Origin of the sequence: Serratia grimesii (genome assembly GCF_900186025.1) — a bacterium.
GTDB classification, from domain to species: domain Bacteria; phylum Pseudomonadota; class Gammaproteobacteria; order Enterobacterales; family Enterobacteriaceae; genus Serratia; species Serratia grimesii.
In genome coordinates this window covers 747,591-762,725 of sequence record NZ_LT883155.1, presented here as the reverse complement: position 1 = coordinate 762,725, position 15,135 = coordinate 747,591, and the positions used below count along the sequence as shown (strand labels likewise).

The window sequence follows — 15,135 nt, the reverse complement described above, 5'->3', positions numbered from 1 at the left end:
ACAGTTTAGCACAAAGAGCGGAGATTCCAAATTCTCAGGATATTCTTAGTCTGCCTGCTTACGCAGGAAAGCAGGAATATCAAGATAGTCGGGCTCTTTATTAGGCTGCGCAGTCGGATCGTTAACTACCTTAGCGGCAGGTTTCACTTCCTGCGGCAACGGCGACATGCCGTGCTGCTGGTAGCGATGATCCATCACTGGCTGGCTAGCCTGTTTGTTGGTCACCAGCGTGATTTCTGGACGTTTGTCCATGCCGATACCGGTCGCAACCACGGTCACACGCAGTTCGTCGTTCATTTCCGGATCCAGCGAGGTACCGATAACCACGGTGGCATTGTCGGAAGCGAAAGCACGAATGGTGTTACCCACGGTTTCGAACTCATCCAAACGCAGGTCAAAGCCAGCGGTGATGTTGACCAACACGCCACGAGCGCCGGACAGGTCGATGTCTTCCAGCAGTGGGCTGGAGATCGCCATTTCCGCAGCTTCTTCAGCACGGTCTTCACCACAGGCCACGCCAGAACCCATCATCGCGTAGCCCATTTCGGACATCACGGTGCGCACGTCGGCGAAGTCGACGTTCATCAGGCCCGGACGGGTGATCAGTTCGGCAATACCCTGCACCGCGCCTTTCAGTACGTCGTTAGCCGCGCCGAACGCGTCCAGCAGAGAAATGCCACGACCCAGAACTTTCAACAACTTGTCGTTCGGGATAGTGATCAGTGAGTCCACATGTTTGGACAATTCTGCGATACCCTGCTCAGCGAACGCCATGCGTTTCTTGCCTTCAAAATTGAAAGGCTTAGTCACCACGGCCACTGTCAGAATACCCAAGTCTTTAGCAACTTCAGCGACAACCGGCGCTGCACCGGTACCGGTACCGCCACCCATGCCGGCTGCAATGAAGACCATGTCTGCACCATCGAGTGCGGCGCGCAGGGCTTCACGGTCTTCTTCCGCTGAATTGCGACCCACTTCAGGGTTCGCGCCTGCACCCAGACCTTTGGTAATACCACTACCGATCTGGATGGTTTGGCCAACTGCCGTTTTACGAAGCGCCTGAGCGTCTGTATTAACGGCAAAGAATTCAACACCTTCGATGCGCTCGCGCACCATGTGTTCAACGGCGTTGCCACCGCCACCGCCGACGCCGATGACTTTAATCACCGCGTCATTGGTTAGTTCCATTGGTTCAAACATAGTTTCTCTCCGTTTTGTGCCTGTCGCTGCGAGATCATAAAAAGATTACTCAGCATGATCTCTTTGTTGAAACATTAAAACTCTTTTCTCAGCCAGCTATTGATACGTTTAAACCAATTGCCCACTGAGGCGCGTTTTTCTACTTCTGCCTCACCACTCAGGTGAGACTCTTTTCCATAGTGCAGCAGACCTACCGCCGTAGAGTAGTAAGGCTCCTGCGCATAATCCGTCAGACCCGTGATGTTCAAGGGTTGGCCGATGCGTACCTGAGTGTGGAACACCCGTTGCGCACAAGCTGCCAGGCCATCAATCTGGGCGGCGCCACCGGTCAGCACAATACCTGCTGCCAAATGATGCTTCACCCCTTGCTGACGCAGTTGCTCCTGCAATTGCAAAATTTCATCGTTAACCAGATTCAACAGTTCGGTGTAGCGTGGCTCAATAACTTCAGCCAGTGTCTGTCTTTGCAGACTACGAGGAGGACGCCCCCCAACGCTTGGCACCTCTACACTTTCATCCTTGCTAACAATCGACCCAAGCGCACAGCCGTGTCGAACTTTGATCGCTTCCGCATCTGTCGGCGGTGTGCCGAAGGCGTAAGCGATATCGCTGGTGACCACGTTCCCGGCATAAGGGATCACTTTGGTGTGGCGCAGCGCACCGCCGGTGTACACCGCCATATCCATGGTGCCGCCGCCGATATCCACCACACAAACGCCGAGTTCGCGCTCATCTTCGGTCAGGACCGCATAACTGGCGGCCAGACCGGCGAAAATAAGTTGGTCCACTTTCAGACCGCAACGTTCTACTGCTTTAACAATGTTCTTCGCCATGTCGTTATGACAGGTGATCAGATGCACCTTGGCTTGCATACGCACGCCGGACAACCCAACCGGGTTTTTGATGCCTTCCTGATAATCGATGGCGTATTCCTGAGGGATGACGTGCAGGATGCGGTGTTCGTCGCGTACGCGTACCGATTTAGCGGTATGCACCACGTTTTCGACATCTTCCTGTGTCACTTCCTCTTCGGAAATAGGAACCATCCCTATTTCGTTCTGGCAACTGATGTGTTTACCCGATAATGCGAGGTAAACCGAAGAAATCTGACAATCAGCCATCAGTTCAGCCTGATCGATAGCGCGCTGTACGCACTTCACTACCGACTCAAGGTCGTTAACGCCACCCTTATCCATACCGCGAGACGGGCAACTGCCCACCCCGATAATGTTGACCATGCCATCGGGCAGAACTTCCCCTACTAATGCGGAGACTTTTGCAGTACCGATCTCCAGTCCAACTACCAGTTTTCTGTCCGTCGACTTGATCATTGTTGTTTTGCCTGTGCCTGATTCTGTTGCTGATTACTGTTTTGCTGATCGCCTGCTGCCTGCGGGTCGATAAACACTGGGGCCCAACCTACCGATGCACCGGACTCATAGCGTAAGTCGACATAGCTGACTCGCTTACTCTGAGCCTGCCCCTGCTGCTGCAATACCGGATAAAGCTCGATAAAGCGCTGCAGGCGTCCAGTACGATCGTCGCGTCCCAGCTCCAGCCGAACATCATTATCCAAAGCCAGCTGCCAGGAATGGCGGGCACTCATGGCCGCCATTTTCAGCGTATATTTGCTGGCCGCTAACATGCTGCTCATGGCCCGATAACCTTCAAGAACATCCTGTTCGCTCCCTTCCGGGCCATAGAGCAACGGCAATTTCTGTTTGCCAATTCGTTCTGCAGGCACGCTGAAGGACTTGCCTTCTGCGTCCACCATGTGCAAATCATTCCAGCGTGCTACCGGGACATATTCCACCAGGTGGATCTTCAGCTCATCCGGCCATTGCTTACGCACGCTGGCCTGCTTGATCCACGGCAGGCGTTCAATCTGCTGCTGGATGATATCCACATCCTGCGTCATGAAAGTACCCGGCGATCCCAACGCCAAGATTGCCTGGCGAATATCGTCGTTGGTGGTGTAGTGACGTTCACCGGTTACCACCAGTCGTGACAGCGGCAGGCGGCTGGCGTCTTTCATCCAGCCAATAACCGCCCAGCCACTCCACAGGACCGTTCCCAACACCATCAGCAGGAAAACCATTCCTGCTAACTGGGTTCCATTGCTGCGGCGCGGGTTATTATCCACCTCGCGTTCACGCGCATTCAGGGCAGCTTGCGACATATCAGTCGGCCAACTCCAAAATTCTCGCTACCAGCTGCGAGAAGCTTAAACCAGACTGGCGCGCTGCCATCGGCACCAGGCTATGACTGGTCATGCCCGGCGAGGTATTCACCTCAAGCAGATAGAAGCTGCCATCGCTATCCTGCATCACATCCACGCGGCCCCAGCCGCTGCAGTCCAGCCCACGGTAGGCGCGTAACGCCAGGGCAGCCATTTCGGCTTCCTGCTGCGCACCCAGGCCACTCGGACAGAAATACTGGGTATCGTCCGAAATGTACTTGGCCTGATAGTCATAAAACACGCCGGCCGGTTGAATACGAATTGAAGGCAATACCTGATCGCCCAACATCGCAACCGTGTATTCCGGACCGCTCAGCCACTTTTCGACCAGCACGTCGTCGTCATGGCGGAAACCTTCTTCCAACGCCGCTTCAAGCGCGTCACGCTCAGTGACTTTGCTCATGCCAACGCTCGACCCTTCACGGCTCGGCTTGACGATCAGCGGCAGGCCCAGAGCTTCGACGCGAGCAATCAAAGCAGTCTTTTCAGCACCAACATACTGCTTACGGTTCAGCGCTACATAAGGTGCCACCGGTAAGCCCATCGACTGCCACACCATCTTGGTGCGCCATTTGTCCATGGTCAGCGCCGACGCCATCACGCCACTGCCGGTATAAGGCAACTCAAGGAACTCCAGCATCCCCTGCAGAGTGCCGTCTTCACCACCGCGGCCATGCAGCGCGATAAATACTTTGGTAAATCCGTGGTCTTTCAGCTGGGTCACCGGGAAGTCACGGATATCAATGCCATGCGCATCAATACCGGCTTCACGCAATCCGGCCAGTACGGCGGCACCAGATTGTAATGACACTTCACGTTCAGCGGAGGTACCACCCAGCAATACGGCAACTTTATCGGCCATGATGTTCCTCCTCTTTCTTCTGTGGCTGCAGCTTAAGCTCAGCCAGTTTTCGGGCAACTTTACCCACGTTGCCGGCACCTTGTACCAACACCAGGTCATCTGCTTGCAGCAACTGCGCCAAGGTTTCCGGCACGGTGTCTGGATCGGAAACCAGAATCGGATCCAACTTGCCGCGGCTACGGATAGTGCGACATAGCGAACGGCTGTCCGCCCCTGGGATTGCCGTTTCACCCGCGGAGTACACGTCCAGCATCAACAGCACGTCCACCTGCGACAACACGTTAGCAAAGTCGTCGTACAAATCACGGGTACGGGTATAACGATGTGGCTGGAAAATCATAACCAGCCGTTTATCCGGCCACCCCGCACGCGCTGCTTTCAGCGTAGCGTCCACCTCAGTCGGGTGGTGGCCATAATCGTCTACCAGCATTGCGGTACCCTCTTTGCCGTTGACCGGCGTCAGCGGGAACTCGCCCAAGAAATCGAAGCGACGACCGGTGCCCTGGAAACCTGCCAGCGCACGCAGGATATCTGCGTCATCGATCCCTTCTTCTGTCGCTACCGCCACTGCCGCCGCGGCGTTCAACGCATTGTGACGGCCCGGCGCATTCAGGGTCACTGTCAACAACGGTTTGTCCTGACGGCTCAGCGTAAAGTGGCCCTGCGGCCCAATCTGGCGATAGCTTTCAATGCGCACATCAGCATCTTCGCTAAAACCGTAAGTGGTGATATGACGACCCACACGCGGCAGCAATTCACGCACGACAGGATCATCAACACACATCACCGCACGGCCGTAGAACGGCAGATTGTGCAAAAAGTTAATAAACGTCTGCTTCAGGTTTTCGAAGTCGCCCTGGTAAGTCTCCATATGGTCGGCTTCGATATTGGTGACAATCGCCACCATCGGCTGCAAGTGCAGGAACGACGCGTCGCTCTCGTCCGCTTCCGCAATCAGGTAACGGCTGGAGCCCAGACGCGCATGGGTACCCGCCGCTTTCACCAGCCCGCCGTTCACAAAGGTCGGGTCCAGGCCGGCTTCGGCATAAATGCTCGAGACCATCGCGGTCGTCGTAGTCTTACCGTGCGTACCAGCAACAGCGATACCGTGGCGGAAACGCATCAATTCGGCCAGCATCTCCGCACGGCGGATCACAGGAATACGCGCTTCACGGGCTGCAACAATCTCCGGGTTATCGGCGGAAATGGCGGTAGAAACCACCACTACGCTGGCATCCAGCACATTTTCCGGGCGGTGATGGAAGTAAATCGTCGCCCCAAGCGCGCTCAATTGTTGGGTTACCGGGTTTGGTGCCAAGTCGGAACCGCTGATTTGATAACCTTCGTTAGCCAACACTTCGGCGATACCACCCATGCCGGCGCCACCGATGCCGACAAAGTGAATGTGCCGGACGCGTCGCATCTCGGGCACGATAGTACGTAGTTTCGCCAGTTGCTGTGTATTCATCAGTCTCTCTAATCCGGGTCTGGCGTGCCAGGCCCCTCTCTAACATTCTTTAATTCAGGCCCGGCGTACCGAACCCCTGCATATATTATTTGGCGACCCGCACCAACTCTGCCGCCACACGTTCTGTGGCATCAGGGATAGCAACTGCGCGCACCTTTTCGGCCATTGCAAGCAACGTCGGACGATCCCAACTTGCCAGCAGTTCCGCGACGACATCGGCGTTAAACTGCGGTTGTTCGATAATCCTCGCCGCACCGGCTTCTTCCAGCGGACGAGCATTCCAATACTGTTGACGGTCTTTGTGCTGGAATGGCACAAATATCGCCGGGAGACCTGCTGCTGCGATCTCGCTGACGGTCAGCGCACCAGAACGACACACCACTACATCAGCCCAGGCGTAAGCAGCAGCCATGTCATCAATAAACTCAGTCACCTTATGTTGTGTCTGCCCTACCCTCTCGTAGTCGCGCAACACGTTTTCCAGTGCACCTTTGCCTACCTGATGCCAGAGCGTTATTTTATCGCCCAATCTCGCTGCGACTTCAGGAACTGTCTGATTCAGTACCCGGGCGCCCTGACTTCCACCAATCACCAGCACACGAATAGGCCCTTCACGCCCGTTCAATCGCTCTGCTGGCAGCGGTAATGCCAGTACGTCGGTACGCACAGGGTTGCCCACAACAGGCGCGTTCGGGAACGCACCAGGGAATGCCTGCAACACGGTTTTGGCAATACGCGCCAGCCAACGGTTGGTCAGCCCGGCAATACCGTTTTGCTCGTGCAATACCACCGGGACACCGCACAGCCATGCCGCCAAACCGCCAGGGCCGGAAACATAACCGCCCATGCCCAGCACCACGTCCGGCTGGTAGCTACGCATAATCGCTTTCGCCTGGCGTACAGCATGCCAAATACGCAGTGGCGCGCTCAGTTGGGCTTTCAACCCTTTGCCACGCAGGCCTGAAATACGGATGAAATCAATCTCGATCCCGTGCTTTGGCACCAGATCGGCTTCCATTCGGTCTGCGGTTCCAAGCCAGCGCACCTGCCAGCCTTGCGCCATCAGATGATGTGCGACCGCCAGTCCCGGGAACACATGCCCGCCGGTACCACCTGCCATCACCATTAAACGCTTAGGTTTCCCGCTCATCCCTTACCTCTTCACAAACGCCTGGGCTTTAGCCAGACGCGTTTCATAATCAATACGCAACAACAGCACGATTGCCGTCGACATAATCAGCAGGCTCGAGCCACCGTAACTTATCAGTGGCAACGTCAGACCTTTGGTCGGTAACATGCCGGCTGCGGCGCCAACGTTAACCAGCGCCTGGAAGCTAAACCACACGCCAATTGAACAGGCCAAAAAGCCGGAAAAGCGCTGATCCAGCTCCAACGCGCGGCGACCAATCGACATCGCACGAAAAGCGACGCAGAATACCATTAACAATGCGAAAACCACACCGATATAGCCCAGTTCTTCGCCTAAAATCGAGAAGATAAAGTCGGTGTGTGCTTCCGGCAAATACTCGAGTTTCTGCACCGAATTACCCAGCCCTTGCCCCCAGAATTCACCGCGACCAAAGGCCATCAGAGACTGGGTCAGCTGGTAACCGCTGCCGAACGGATCGGCCCATGGATTCCAGAACGACGTCACACGACGCATACGGTAAGGTTCTGCAATAATCAGCAGCACCACCGCAAAAGCTCCGGAACCGATGATCGCCAGGAACTGCCACATTTTGGCGCCAGCCAGGAACAGCATCGCCAACGTAGTGATAAACAGCACTACCACAGTACCGAGGTCCGGCTGTGCCAACAGCAATACCGCCAACACGACCATAACGCCCATCGGTTTGCAGAAACCCCAGAAGTTGCTGCGCACCTCTTCAACCTTACGGACCAGATAGCTCGCCAGGTAACAGAACAACGACAGCTTGGACAGCTCCGCTGGCTGAATACGCAACGGTCCCAGCGCGATCCAGCGCGATGCCCCGTTTACCGAACTACCCACCACCAATACGATCAACAGCATCACAATCGACATCAGCAACATGACATTGCTGTAGCGCTGCCAGACTTCCATCGGAATACGCAACGTCACCATCGACAGGCCGAACGCCAACCCGAGGTATAACGCATCACGCTTGGCGAACAAGAAAGGATCGTCCGCCAAACGCTGGCCGATCGGCATCGATGCCGACGTCACCATCACAAAACCGATAATGGCCAACCCAAAGGTCAGCCACAGTAGAGTGCGATCGTACAACACCATATTGACCGAGTCGTTATCACGCGATCCCGCGACCCAGTTTTTAAAGAGTTCGGTCAGCCCGAAGTTCGGCAAGCGTAGTCTCATCCGCCGAGCTCCTGTGCCAAGCGGGCAAACTCGTCGCCACGCACTTCAAAATTACGGAACTGATCAAGGCTGGCGCACGCCGGTGACAAAAGCACCATGTCGCCAGATTGCACCCGGCCGGCAATCGCCTGCATCGCCTGCTCCATAGTATCGGTCAACGTTGCGACCTCCGGTCGCAGCTGCGCTAACTGCTCACCATCACGACCAAAGCAGTACAGACGGACATTATCGCCTTGCAGGTAACGCGCCAACGGGGAGAAGTCGGCAGATTTGCCATCACCACCCAGCAACAGATGAAGGGTCCCCTCCACCTGCAAACCATTCAGCGCCGCTTCGGTGCTGCCAACGTTGGTAGCTTTAGAATCATTTATCCAGCGTACGCCGTTATGTTCCCATGCCAGTTGGAAGCGGTGTGCCAACCCGGTAAAGGTCGTTAACGCTTTAAGGCTGGAAGCGCGTGGAATCTTCACTGCATCAGCCAATGCCAACGCGGCAAGCGCATTGGTATAGTTGTGACGGCCGGTCAGCTTCATCTCACGGGTGTTTAAGATTTTCTCACCGCGAACCCGCAGCCAGGTCTCGCCCTGCTGACGGTTCAGGTGATAATCACCCACATCCGCGCCAAAGCTAACGCAGCGCTCATCGGCGCCACGGACAGGCATGGTCAGCGCATCGTCCGCGTTTACCACACAGACTTCAGCATTTTCATAGACTCGCAGTTTGGCGGCACGGTACTGCTGTAGGCCAAACGGGTAGCGATCCATATGATCTTCGGTGACATTCAAAATGGTCGCTGCTGCCGCATGCAAGCTAGACGTGGTTTCCAGTTGGAAGCTAGACAGCTCCAGCACGTACAATTGGCACTCTTGGCGCAACAGGCTCAGTGCAGGCAGACCGATATTGCCGCCGACGCCCACCGCCCAACCGGCTGCTTTTGCCATCTCACCCACCAGGGTAGTGACCGTGCTTTTACCGTTGGAACCAGTGATGGCCACGATCGGTGCCTGGGTTTCGCGGCAAAACAGTTCAACATCGCCAACGACTTCCACGCCAGCGTCCGCTGCGGCGCTCAACGCTGGGGTAGCCAACGCCATACCCGGGCTGGCGACGATCAAATCCGCCGCCAACAGCCAGTCCTGATTCAGATCGCCCAGATGACGCTCTACGCTGTCGGGCAGCTTGTCCAGCCCTGGCGGTGAGACGCGGGTATCCATAACGCGTGGCGTCACGCCCCGCGCCATAAAGAAATCAACACAGGACAGGCCGGTGAGGCCCAACCCAATGATGACGACTTTTTTACCCTGATAGTCTGCCATGATTACCGCACCTTCAGCGTCGCCAGGCCAATCAGCACCAGCATCAGCGAAATAATCCAGAAGCGCACGATCACGCGCGGCTCTGGCCAGCCCTTCAATTCATAGTGGTGGTGAATCGGTGCCATGCGGAAGATACGTTGTCCACGCAGCTTGAACGATCCCACCTGCAAAATGACCGACAGCGTTTCAACCACAAACACGCCGCCCATGATCAGTAACAGGAACTCCTGACGCAGCAGCACCGCAATGGTGCCCAATGCGCCGCCCAATGCCAGCGAACCAACATCGCCCATGAAAACTTGAGCCGGGTAGGTGTTGAACCACAGGAAGCCCAGACCGGCGCCAACAATGGCGGTACACACAATCACCAGCTCACCGGCATGACGCAGATACGGGATGTGCAGGTAGTTGGCGAAGTTCATGTTACCGGTAGCCCAAGCCACCAGCGCAAAACCCGCGGCCACGAATACCGTTGGCATAATCGCCAGGCCATCCAGCCCGTCGGTCAAGTTGACCGCGTTGCTGGTACCCACAATCACAAAGTACGCCAGCAACACGTATAACAGGCCCAGCTGCGGCATGATGTCCTTAAAGAACGGCACAACCAGCTCGGTGGCTGGCGTGTCTTTTCCTACGGCATACATGGCGAAAGCAACCACTAGGGCAATCACCGATTGCCAGAAGTATTTCCAACGAGCAATCAGCCCTTTGGTGTCTTTGCGTACCACCTTGCGATAGTCATCAACGAAACCGACGATGCCATAGCCCACCAGGACGAACAGCACGCACCACACGTAAGGGTTTGACGGATAGGCCCACATCAACACAGAAACGGTGATAGAGGTCAGGATCATGATGCCGCCCATGGTCGGCGTACCACGTTTGCTGAAATGCGACTCTGGGCCATCGTTACGCACGACCTGGCCAAAGGACATTTCCTGCAGGCGTTTAATCACCCGCGGTCCCATCCACAGAGAGAGGAACAGCGCGGTCAGCAGGCTGACAATGGCTCGGAACGTCAGGTAGGAAAAGACGTTAAAGCCGGAATAATATTTGACCAAATGCTCGGCCAGCCAAACTAACATGGTGCTTTCTCCTGTAACGCGCGTACTACCTGCTCCATTGCGGCACTACGTGAACCCTTGATTAACACGGTAATTACCGCATGTTCTGACAGTAATTCCGCCACGCGCGCGATCACTGCTGCCTTATCCTGAAAATGTTCGCCGTTACCGGAGGCTTCAATCAGCGCCTGGCTTAACGGACCCACACCGAGCACTTTATCGACTCCCGCCATCCGAGCGGCTTCACCCACCTGACGGTGACATTCTTCGGCTTCCGCCCCTAACTCTGCCATGTCGCCCACTACCATCACGCGATAGCCCGGCATTTCGGCCAGTACCTGTGCAGCGGCGGTCATTGAACCGACGTTGGCGTTATAGCTGTCATCCAGCAGCAGCTGATGGTCAGAAAGCGCGATCGGGAACAAACGCCCCGGTACTGCCTGTAAATTTGTCAACCCTTGACGCACCGCCTCAAGCGATGCACCTGCCGACATGGCGAGTGCCGCCGCGGCCAACGCGTTGGCCACGTTATGACGGCCCGGCAACGGCAGCGCGATCGGCGCGGTACCGAATGGGCTGTGCAGCGTAAACTGCGTTCCCTTGCCATTGACCTGCACATTATTGGCGAAGAAATCAACACCTTCCGCCGCCTGAGGTGAGAAACGCCAGACAGTTTTGCCGTCCAGCATGCTCTGCCAGTGCGGCCAGTCGTTATTGTCGGCGTTGATGATCGCCACACCGTCAGCCGGCAAACCGGCAAAAATTTCGCCTTTCGCCTGGGCAACACCGGCCAGCGAGCCAAAGCCTTCCAGGTGAGCGGCCGCCAGGTTATTCACCAGCGCGGTCTGCGGACGGGTTAATGCGGTGGTGTAAGCAATCTCGCCAATATGGTTCGCGCCCAGCTCAATCACGGCGAAGTCATGCTGCGGCTGCAAACGCAGCAGCGTTAGTGGCACACCAATGTCATTGTTGAAATTGCCGGCGGTATACAGCACTTCACCGCACTCACGCAGAATGGCCGCAGCCATTTCTTTCACCGATGTCTTGCCCGAGGAACCAGTTAACGCCACAACGCGGGTAGGTACCTGCTGGCGCACCCAGGCAGCGAGCTGCCCCAAGGCCAAGCGGGTGTCTTTCACCACCAGTTGTGGAACATCCACCAATAAGCGCTTACTTACCAGCAAAGCCCCAGCACCTGCGGCTACAGCATCAACAGCAAAATCGTGAGCGTCGAAACGCTCACCTTTCAATGCCACAAACAAGCAACCCGCGGTCACCTGACGGGTATCTGTCGTCACCTCAACGATTTGGCAATCGGCGCCGATCAACTCAGCGTCCAATACATCGGCCAGTGCCCGAAGGGAGACAGGAATCATGCCAGTACCCCCAGCAGACGCGCGACGGTGGTACGATCGGAGTAATCCAGGCGGCGATTCCCAACCAGTTGGTAGTCCTCGTGCCCTTTACCCGCCACCAGTACTACGTCTTGTTCTTTAGCTTGCATAATGGCGCTGGTAACAGCTTCCGCGCGGCCATGGATTACCAAGGCGCGCCCAGCGTCCAGCAGGCCAGTCAGGATATCGGTAATGATCGCTTGAGGTTCTTCGGTACGCGGATTGTCGTCAGTCACTACAACGCGATCGGCAAACTGCTCAGCAATACCGCCCATCAGCGGACGTTTGCCTTTATCACGATCGCCACCGCAACCGAATACACACCACAATTGCCCTACACAGTGCAGCCGTGCAGCTTCCAGCGCTTTTTCCAACGCGTCTGGGGTGTGGGCATAATCGACCACAACTGTCGGTTTGCCCGGTGCGTTAAACACTTCCATACGGCCACATACCGGTTGCAGTTGGTGGCCGGTTGCTACCAATTTGTCCAGCGGATAGCCCAGCGACAACAGGGTTGCCAGTGCCAGCAATAGGTTACTGACGTTGAAAGCACCCATCAGGCGGCTTTCAATCTGACCATCACCCCAGCTTGAGCTGAAGTGGATAGTGGCACCGTTGTCGTGATAATTAACGGAGGTAGTTTTCAGCCAACGGCCGTGACAACCTGGCTGCAAGTTATCCTGCATGGTAACGGCAACCGCATCCGGCAACTTACTCAGCCAGCGCTGACCGACTTCGTCATCCGCATTGATAATCGCCTGGCCCACTTCGTGGCTCGCGAACAACGACCACTTGGCCGCTTCGTAATTAGCCATGTCACCGTGGTAATCCAGGTGGTCACGGCTCAGATTGGTAAACACCGCAGCAGCAAATGGCAACGCCGCCACACGGTTTTGCACCAAACCGTGAGAAGAAACTTCCATCGCGGCAAACGTAGCACCGCGCTCAACCAGTTCATTCAGTACATGCTGAACGTCCACAGCAGAACCGGTCGTGTTCTCCGTTGGGCATACTTGACCCAACAGACCATTACCTACAGTGCCCATCACTGCGCTGGTTTCACCCAGCAGTTGGCCCCACTGCGCCAACAGTTGGGTCGTCGTGGTCTTGCCGTTGGTACCGGTGACACCAACCAGACGTAGACGCTCTGCCGGTTCATGATAAAAACGGCCAGCCAGCGCGGACAGGCGCTGATTGAGTTGGCTCAGATAAATCACCGGAACGCCATGCATTTCCGTGATAGCGCCGTCTTCGGCCTGTCCTTCAGCTTCGGCAATCACAGCGGCAACACCCTGCGCGATAGCCTGCGGAATATAGCGGCGTCCATCCGTCTGATGGCCGACAACGGCGACAAACAGATCCCCGGCAGCCGCAATACGGCTGTCTAATGTCATTTCCCGCAGCGCGCGCCCGGGTGCCGTTGGCACCCACGGAGCGAGTAAGTCGCGCAAATTACGATCGGCCACCTGAACCCTCTTTTCTGTTGATTACAAAATCGCTTTTCTCACCGGTGGGCAACGCATCCGGCTCAACGTTCATGGTACGCAATACGCCGCCCATGATGGCGCCAAACACCGGTGCAGAAATCGCACCACCGTAGTATTTCCCACCCTGCGGGTCGTTGATCACCACCACCAGAGCGAAACGGGGATTACTGGCTGGCGCAACGCCAGCGGTATAAGCGATGTATCTGTTGACGTATTTGCCATCCGGTCCCACCTTTTTGGCAGTACCGGTTTTGATAGCAATGCGGTAACCCTTGATCGCGGCCTTCACCCCACCGCCGCCGGGTAAGGCAACGCTTTCCATCATATGCACGACAGTGCGCACCAGAGGTTCAGGGAAGACACGCTCACCGGCAACCGGTGGGTCAACTTTGGTAATCGACAGCGGGCGATAAACACCCAGACTGCCGATCGTGGCGTAGACTCGCGCTAACTGTAACGGGGTTACCATTAGCCCATAGCCGAAAGAGAAGGTGGCCCTCTCTATGTCAGACCACCGTTGTTTTTTTGGGTATATGCCACTGCTTTCTCCGACCAGCCCCAAATTGGTCGCTTTTCCCAATCCAAAACGAGAGTAAGTATCTACTAACGCTGAGGACGGCATCGATAACGCCAGCCGTGAAACGCCGACGTTACTCGACTTCTGCAAGATCCCGGTCAGAGAGAGTTCCGCGTAACGCGCAACGTCTCTGATTTCCTTGCCGTTGATACGGTAAGGGACGGTATTGAGCACACTGTTTTCTTTCACAATGCCGTGCTGCAATGCCGTCATAACCACCATAGGTTTCACGGTGGAGCCGGGTTCAAAAATATCGGTGATAGCACGGTTACGCATGGTTTCTTTCGGCGTACCGGCCATATTGTTCGGGTTGTAAGACGGGCTGTTAGCCATCGCCAACACTTCGCCGGTGTTCACATCCACCAGTACCGCGGTACCAGATTCAGCCTTGTTGAACGCCACAGCGTTGTTCAGTTCACGGTAAACCAGCGCTTGCAGGCGTTCATCGACGCTCAGGACCAGGTTATGCGCGGCCTGGCTGTCGACAGATGAGATATCCTCGATCACCCTGCCAAAGCGGTCTTTACGCACAGTCCTTTCGCCCGGTTGCCCGGTCAGCCAGCGATCGAAGCTCTTCTCAACGCCTTCAATCCCCTGCCCGTCAATGTTGGTTACGCCGATAATATGCGAAGTCACCTGACCGGAAGGATAGTAGCGTCGGGATTCCTGACGCAGATAAATCCCCGGCAGTTTCAGCTTGTGAATGTAATCGCCGATCGCCGGGTTCACCTGACGCGCCAGATAGACAAAGCGCCCCTTCGGATTGGCATTAATGCGAGTAGAAAGCTGGTCCAGCGGGATATTCAGCGCATCAGACAGCGCCTTCCAGCGGCTGTCCAACGTAATGCCCCCGCGCTCATTGAGCTCTTTCGGATCCGCCCAGATAGCGTTCACCGGGACGCTCACCGCCAGCGGGCGTCCTGAGCGATCGCTGATCATACCGCGCGACGTCGGGACTTCCTGCACGCGCAGTGATCGCATGTCGCCTTCTTTCACCAGGCGGTCCGGGTTAATCACCTGCAAATAAGCCACACGCAGCATCAACCCAACCAACGCCAGCAAAATACAGCCGCACAGCAACGCAAAACGCCAGCTTACAAAGCTGGCCTGATCTTCCTGGCGTTTCAACTTACCGGGGCGTGCTGCTTTCATGCGTTCCCTTTCTACTCCGT

The 15,135-nt window shown here is 56.1% G+C and carries 12 protein-coding genes; all 12 read right to left on the bottom strand.

The features are described 5' to 3' along the window. Positions 1 to 45: 45 nt before the first annotated feature. Complete coding sequence (gene ftsZ, locus SGBXF1_RS03520; RefSeq protein WP_004950150.1) at positions 46 to 1,200, bottom strand: cell division protein FtsZ; 1,155 nt, start codon at positions 1,198 to 1,200, stop codon at positions 46 to 48. Between the two features lie 74 nt (positions 1,201 to 1,274). Further along, positions 1,275 to 2,531 (bottom strand): cell division protein FtsA, encoded by a 1,257-nt coding sequence (ftsA, locus tag SGBXF1_RS03515; protein ID WP_004950148.1) that lies wholly within the window; start codon positions 2,529 to 2,531, stop codon positions 1,275 to 1,277. Then, positions 2,528 to 3,379, bottom strand: a complete 852-nt coding sequence (ftsQ, locus tag SGBXF1_RS03510) for a cell division protein FtsQ (RefSeq protein WP_037426058.1) — start codon at positions 3,377 to 3,379, stop codon at positions 2,528 to 2,530. The genes ftsA and ftsQ overlap by 4 nt, the downstream gene beginning before the upstream one ends. A 1-nt stretch (position 3,380) precedes the next feature. Further along, on the bottom strand, positions 3,381 to 4,301 hold the full coding sequence (locus tag SGBXF1_RS03505) for a D-alanine--D-alanine ligase (RefSeq protein ID WP_186427826.1): 921 nt from the start codon (positions 4,299 to 4,301) through the stop codon (positions 3,381 to 3,383). After that, positions 4,291 to 5,769 carry a UDP-N-acetylmuramate--L-alanine ligase gene (gene murC / locus SGBXF1_RS03500; protein ID WP_186427825.1) on the bottom strand — a complete coding sequence of 493 codons (1,479 nt, stop codon included), beginning with the start codon at positions 5,767 to 5,769 and terminating at the stop codon, positions 4,291 to 4,293. Before murC ends, SGBXF1_RS03505 begins: the two co-directional genes overlap by 11 nt. Positions 5,770 to 5,854: 85 nt before the next feature. After that, positions 5,855 to 6,919 (bottom strand): undecaprenyldiphospho-muramoylpentapeptide beta-N-acetylglucosaminyltransferase, encoded by a 1,065-nt coding sequence (gene murG / locus SGBXF1_RS03495; protein ID WP_186427824.1) that lies wholly within the window; start codon positions 6,917 to 6,919, stop codon positions 5,855 to 5,857. 3 nt (positions 6,920 to 6,922) lie between these two features. After that, the gene (gene ftsW, locus SGBXF1_RS03490; protein WP_037426050.1) at positions 6,923 to 8,125 is read right to left on the bottom strand and encodes a cell division protein FtsW; all 1,203 of its coding nucleotides are present in this window, start codon (positions 8,123 to 8,125) and stop codon (positions 6,923 to 6,925) included. Beyond that, on the bottom strand, positions 8,122 to 9,441 hold the full coding sequence (murD, locus tag SGBXF1_RS03485; protein ID WP_186427823.1) for a UDP-N-acetylmuramoyl-L-alanine--D-glutamate ligase: 1,320 nt from the start codon (positions 9,439 to 9,441) through the stop codon (positions 8,122 to 8,124). Before murD ends, ftsW begins: the two co-directional genes overlap by 4 nt. A gap of 2 nt (positions 9,442 to 9,443) precedes the next feature. After that, positions 9,444 to 10,526, bottom strand: a complete 1,083-nt coding sequence (gene mraY, locus SGBXF1_RS03480; RefSeq protein WP_012005208.1) for a phospho-N-acetylmuramoyl-pentapeptide-transferase — start codon at positions 10,524 to 10,526, stop codon at positions 9,444 to 9,446. Then, complete coding sequence (gene murF / locus SGBXF1_RS03475) at positions 10,520 to 11,881, bottom strand: UDP-N-acetylmuramoyl-tripeptide--D-alanyl-D-alanine ligase (protein ID WP_037420806.1); 1,362 nt, start codon at positions 11,879 to 11,881, stop codon at positions 10,520 to 10,522. Before murF ends, mraY begins: the two co-directional genes overlap by 7 nt. Further along, positions 11,878 to 13,365, bottom strand: a complete 1,488-nt coding sequence (gene murE, locus SGBXF1_RS03470) for a UDP-N-acetylmuramoyl-L-alanyl-D-glutamate--2,6-diaminopimelate ligase (protein WP_186427822.1) — start codon at positions 13,363 to 13,365, stop codon at positions 11,878 to 11,880. The genes murF and murE overlap by 4 nt, the downstream gene beginning before the upstream one ends. Beyond that, on the bottom strand, positions 13,352 to 15,115 hold the full coding sequence (locus SGBXF1_RS03465) for a peptidoglycan glycosyltransferase FtsI (RefSeq protein ID WP_012005205.1): 1,764 nt from the start codon (positions 15,113 to 15,115) through the stop codon (positions 13,352 to 13,354). The genes murE and SGBXF1_RS03465 overlap by 14 nt, the downstream gene beginning before the upstream one ends. Positions 15,116 to 15,135 lie beyond the last annotated feature (20 nt).

Bases quoted from the DNA above. Each gene is read 5' to 3' on its own strand.
- ftsZ (WP_004950150.1), bottom strand. From the start codon at position 1,200: ATGTTTGAACCAATGGAACTAACCAATGACGCGGTGATTAAAGTCATC.
- mraY (WP_012005208.1), bottom strand. From the start codon at position 10,526: ATGTTAGTTTGGCTGGCCGAGCATTTGGTCAAATATTATTCCGGCTTT.
- murG (WP_186427824.1), bottom strand. From the start codon at position 6,919: ATGAGCGGGAAACCTAAGCGTTTAATGGTGATGGCAGGTGGTACCGGC.
- murD (WP_186427823.1), bottom strand. From the start codon at position 9,441: ATGGCAGACTATCAGGGTAAAAAAGTCGTCATCATTGGGTTGGGCCTC.
- ftsQ (WP_037426058.1), bottom strand. From the start codon at position 3,379: ATGTCGCAAGCTGCCCTGAATGCGCGTGAACGCGAGGTGGATAATAAC.
- murF (WP_037420806.1), bottom strand. From the start codon at position 11,881: ATGATTCCTGTCTCCCTTCGGGCACTGGCCGATGTATTGGACGCTGAG.
- SGBXF1_RS03505 (WP_186427826.1), bottom strand. From the start codon at position 4,301: ATGGCCGATAAAGTTGCCGTATTGCTGGGTGGTACCTCCGCTGAACGT.
- ftsW (WP_037426050.1), bottom strand. From the start codon at position 8,125: ATGAGACTACGCTTGCCGAACTTCGGGCTGACCGAACTCTTTAAAAAC.
- ftsA (WP_004950148.1), bottom strand. From the start codon at position 2,531: ATGATCAAGTCGACGGACAGAAAACTGGTAGTTGGACTGGAGATCGGT.
- SGBXF1_RS03465 (WP_012005205.1), bottom strand. From the start codon at position 15,115: ATGAAAGCAGCACGCCCCGGTAAGTTGAAACGCCAGGAAGATCAGGCC.
- murC (WP_186427825.1), bottom strand. From the start codon at position 5,769: ATGAATACACAGCAACTGGCGAAACTACGTACTATCGTGCCCGAGATG.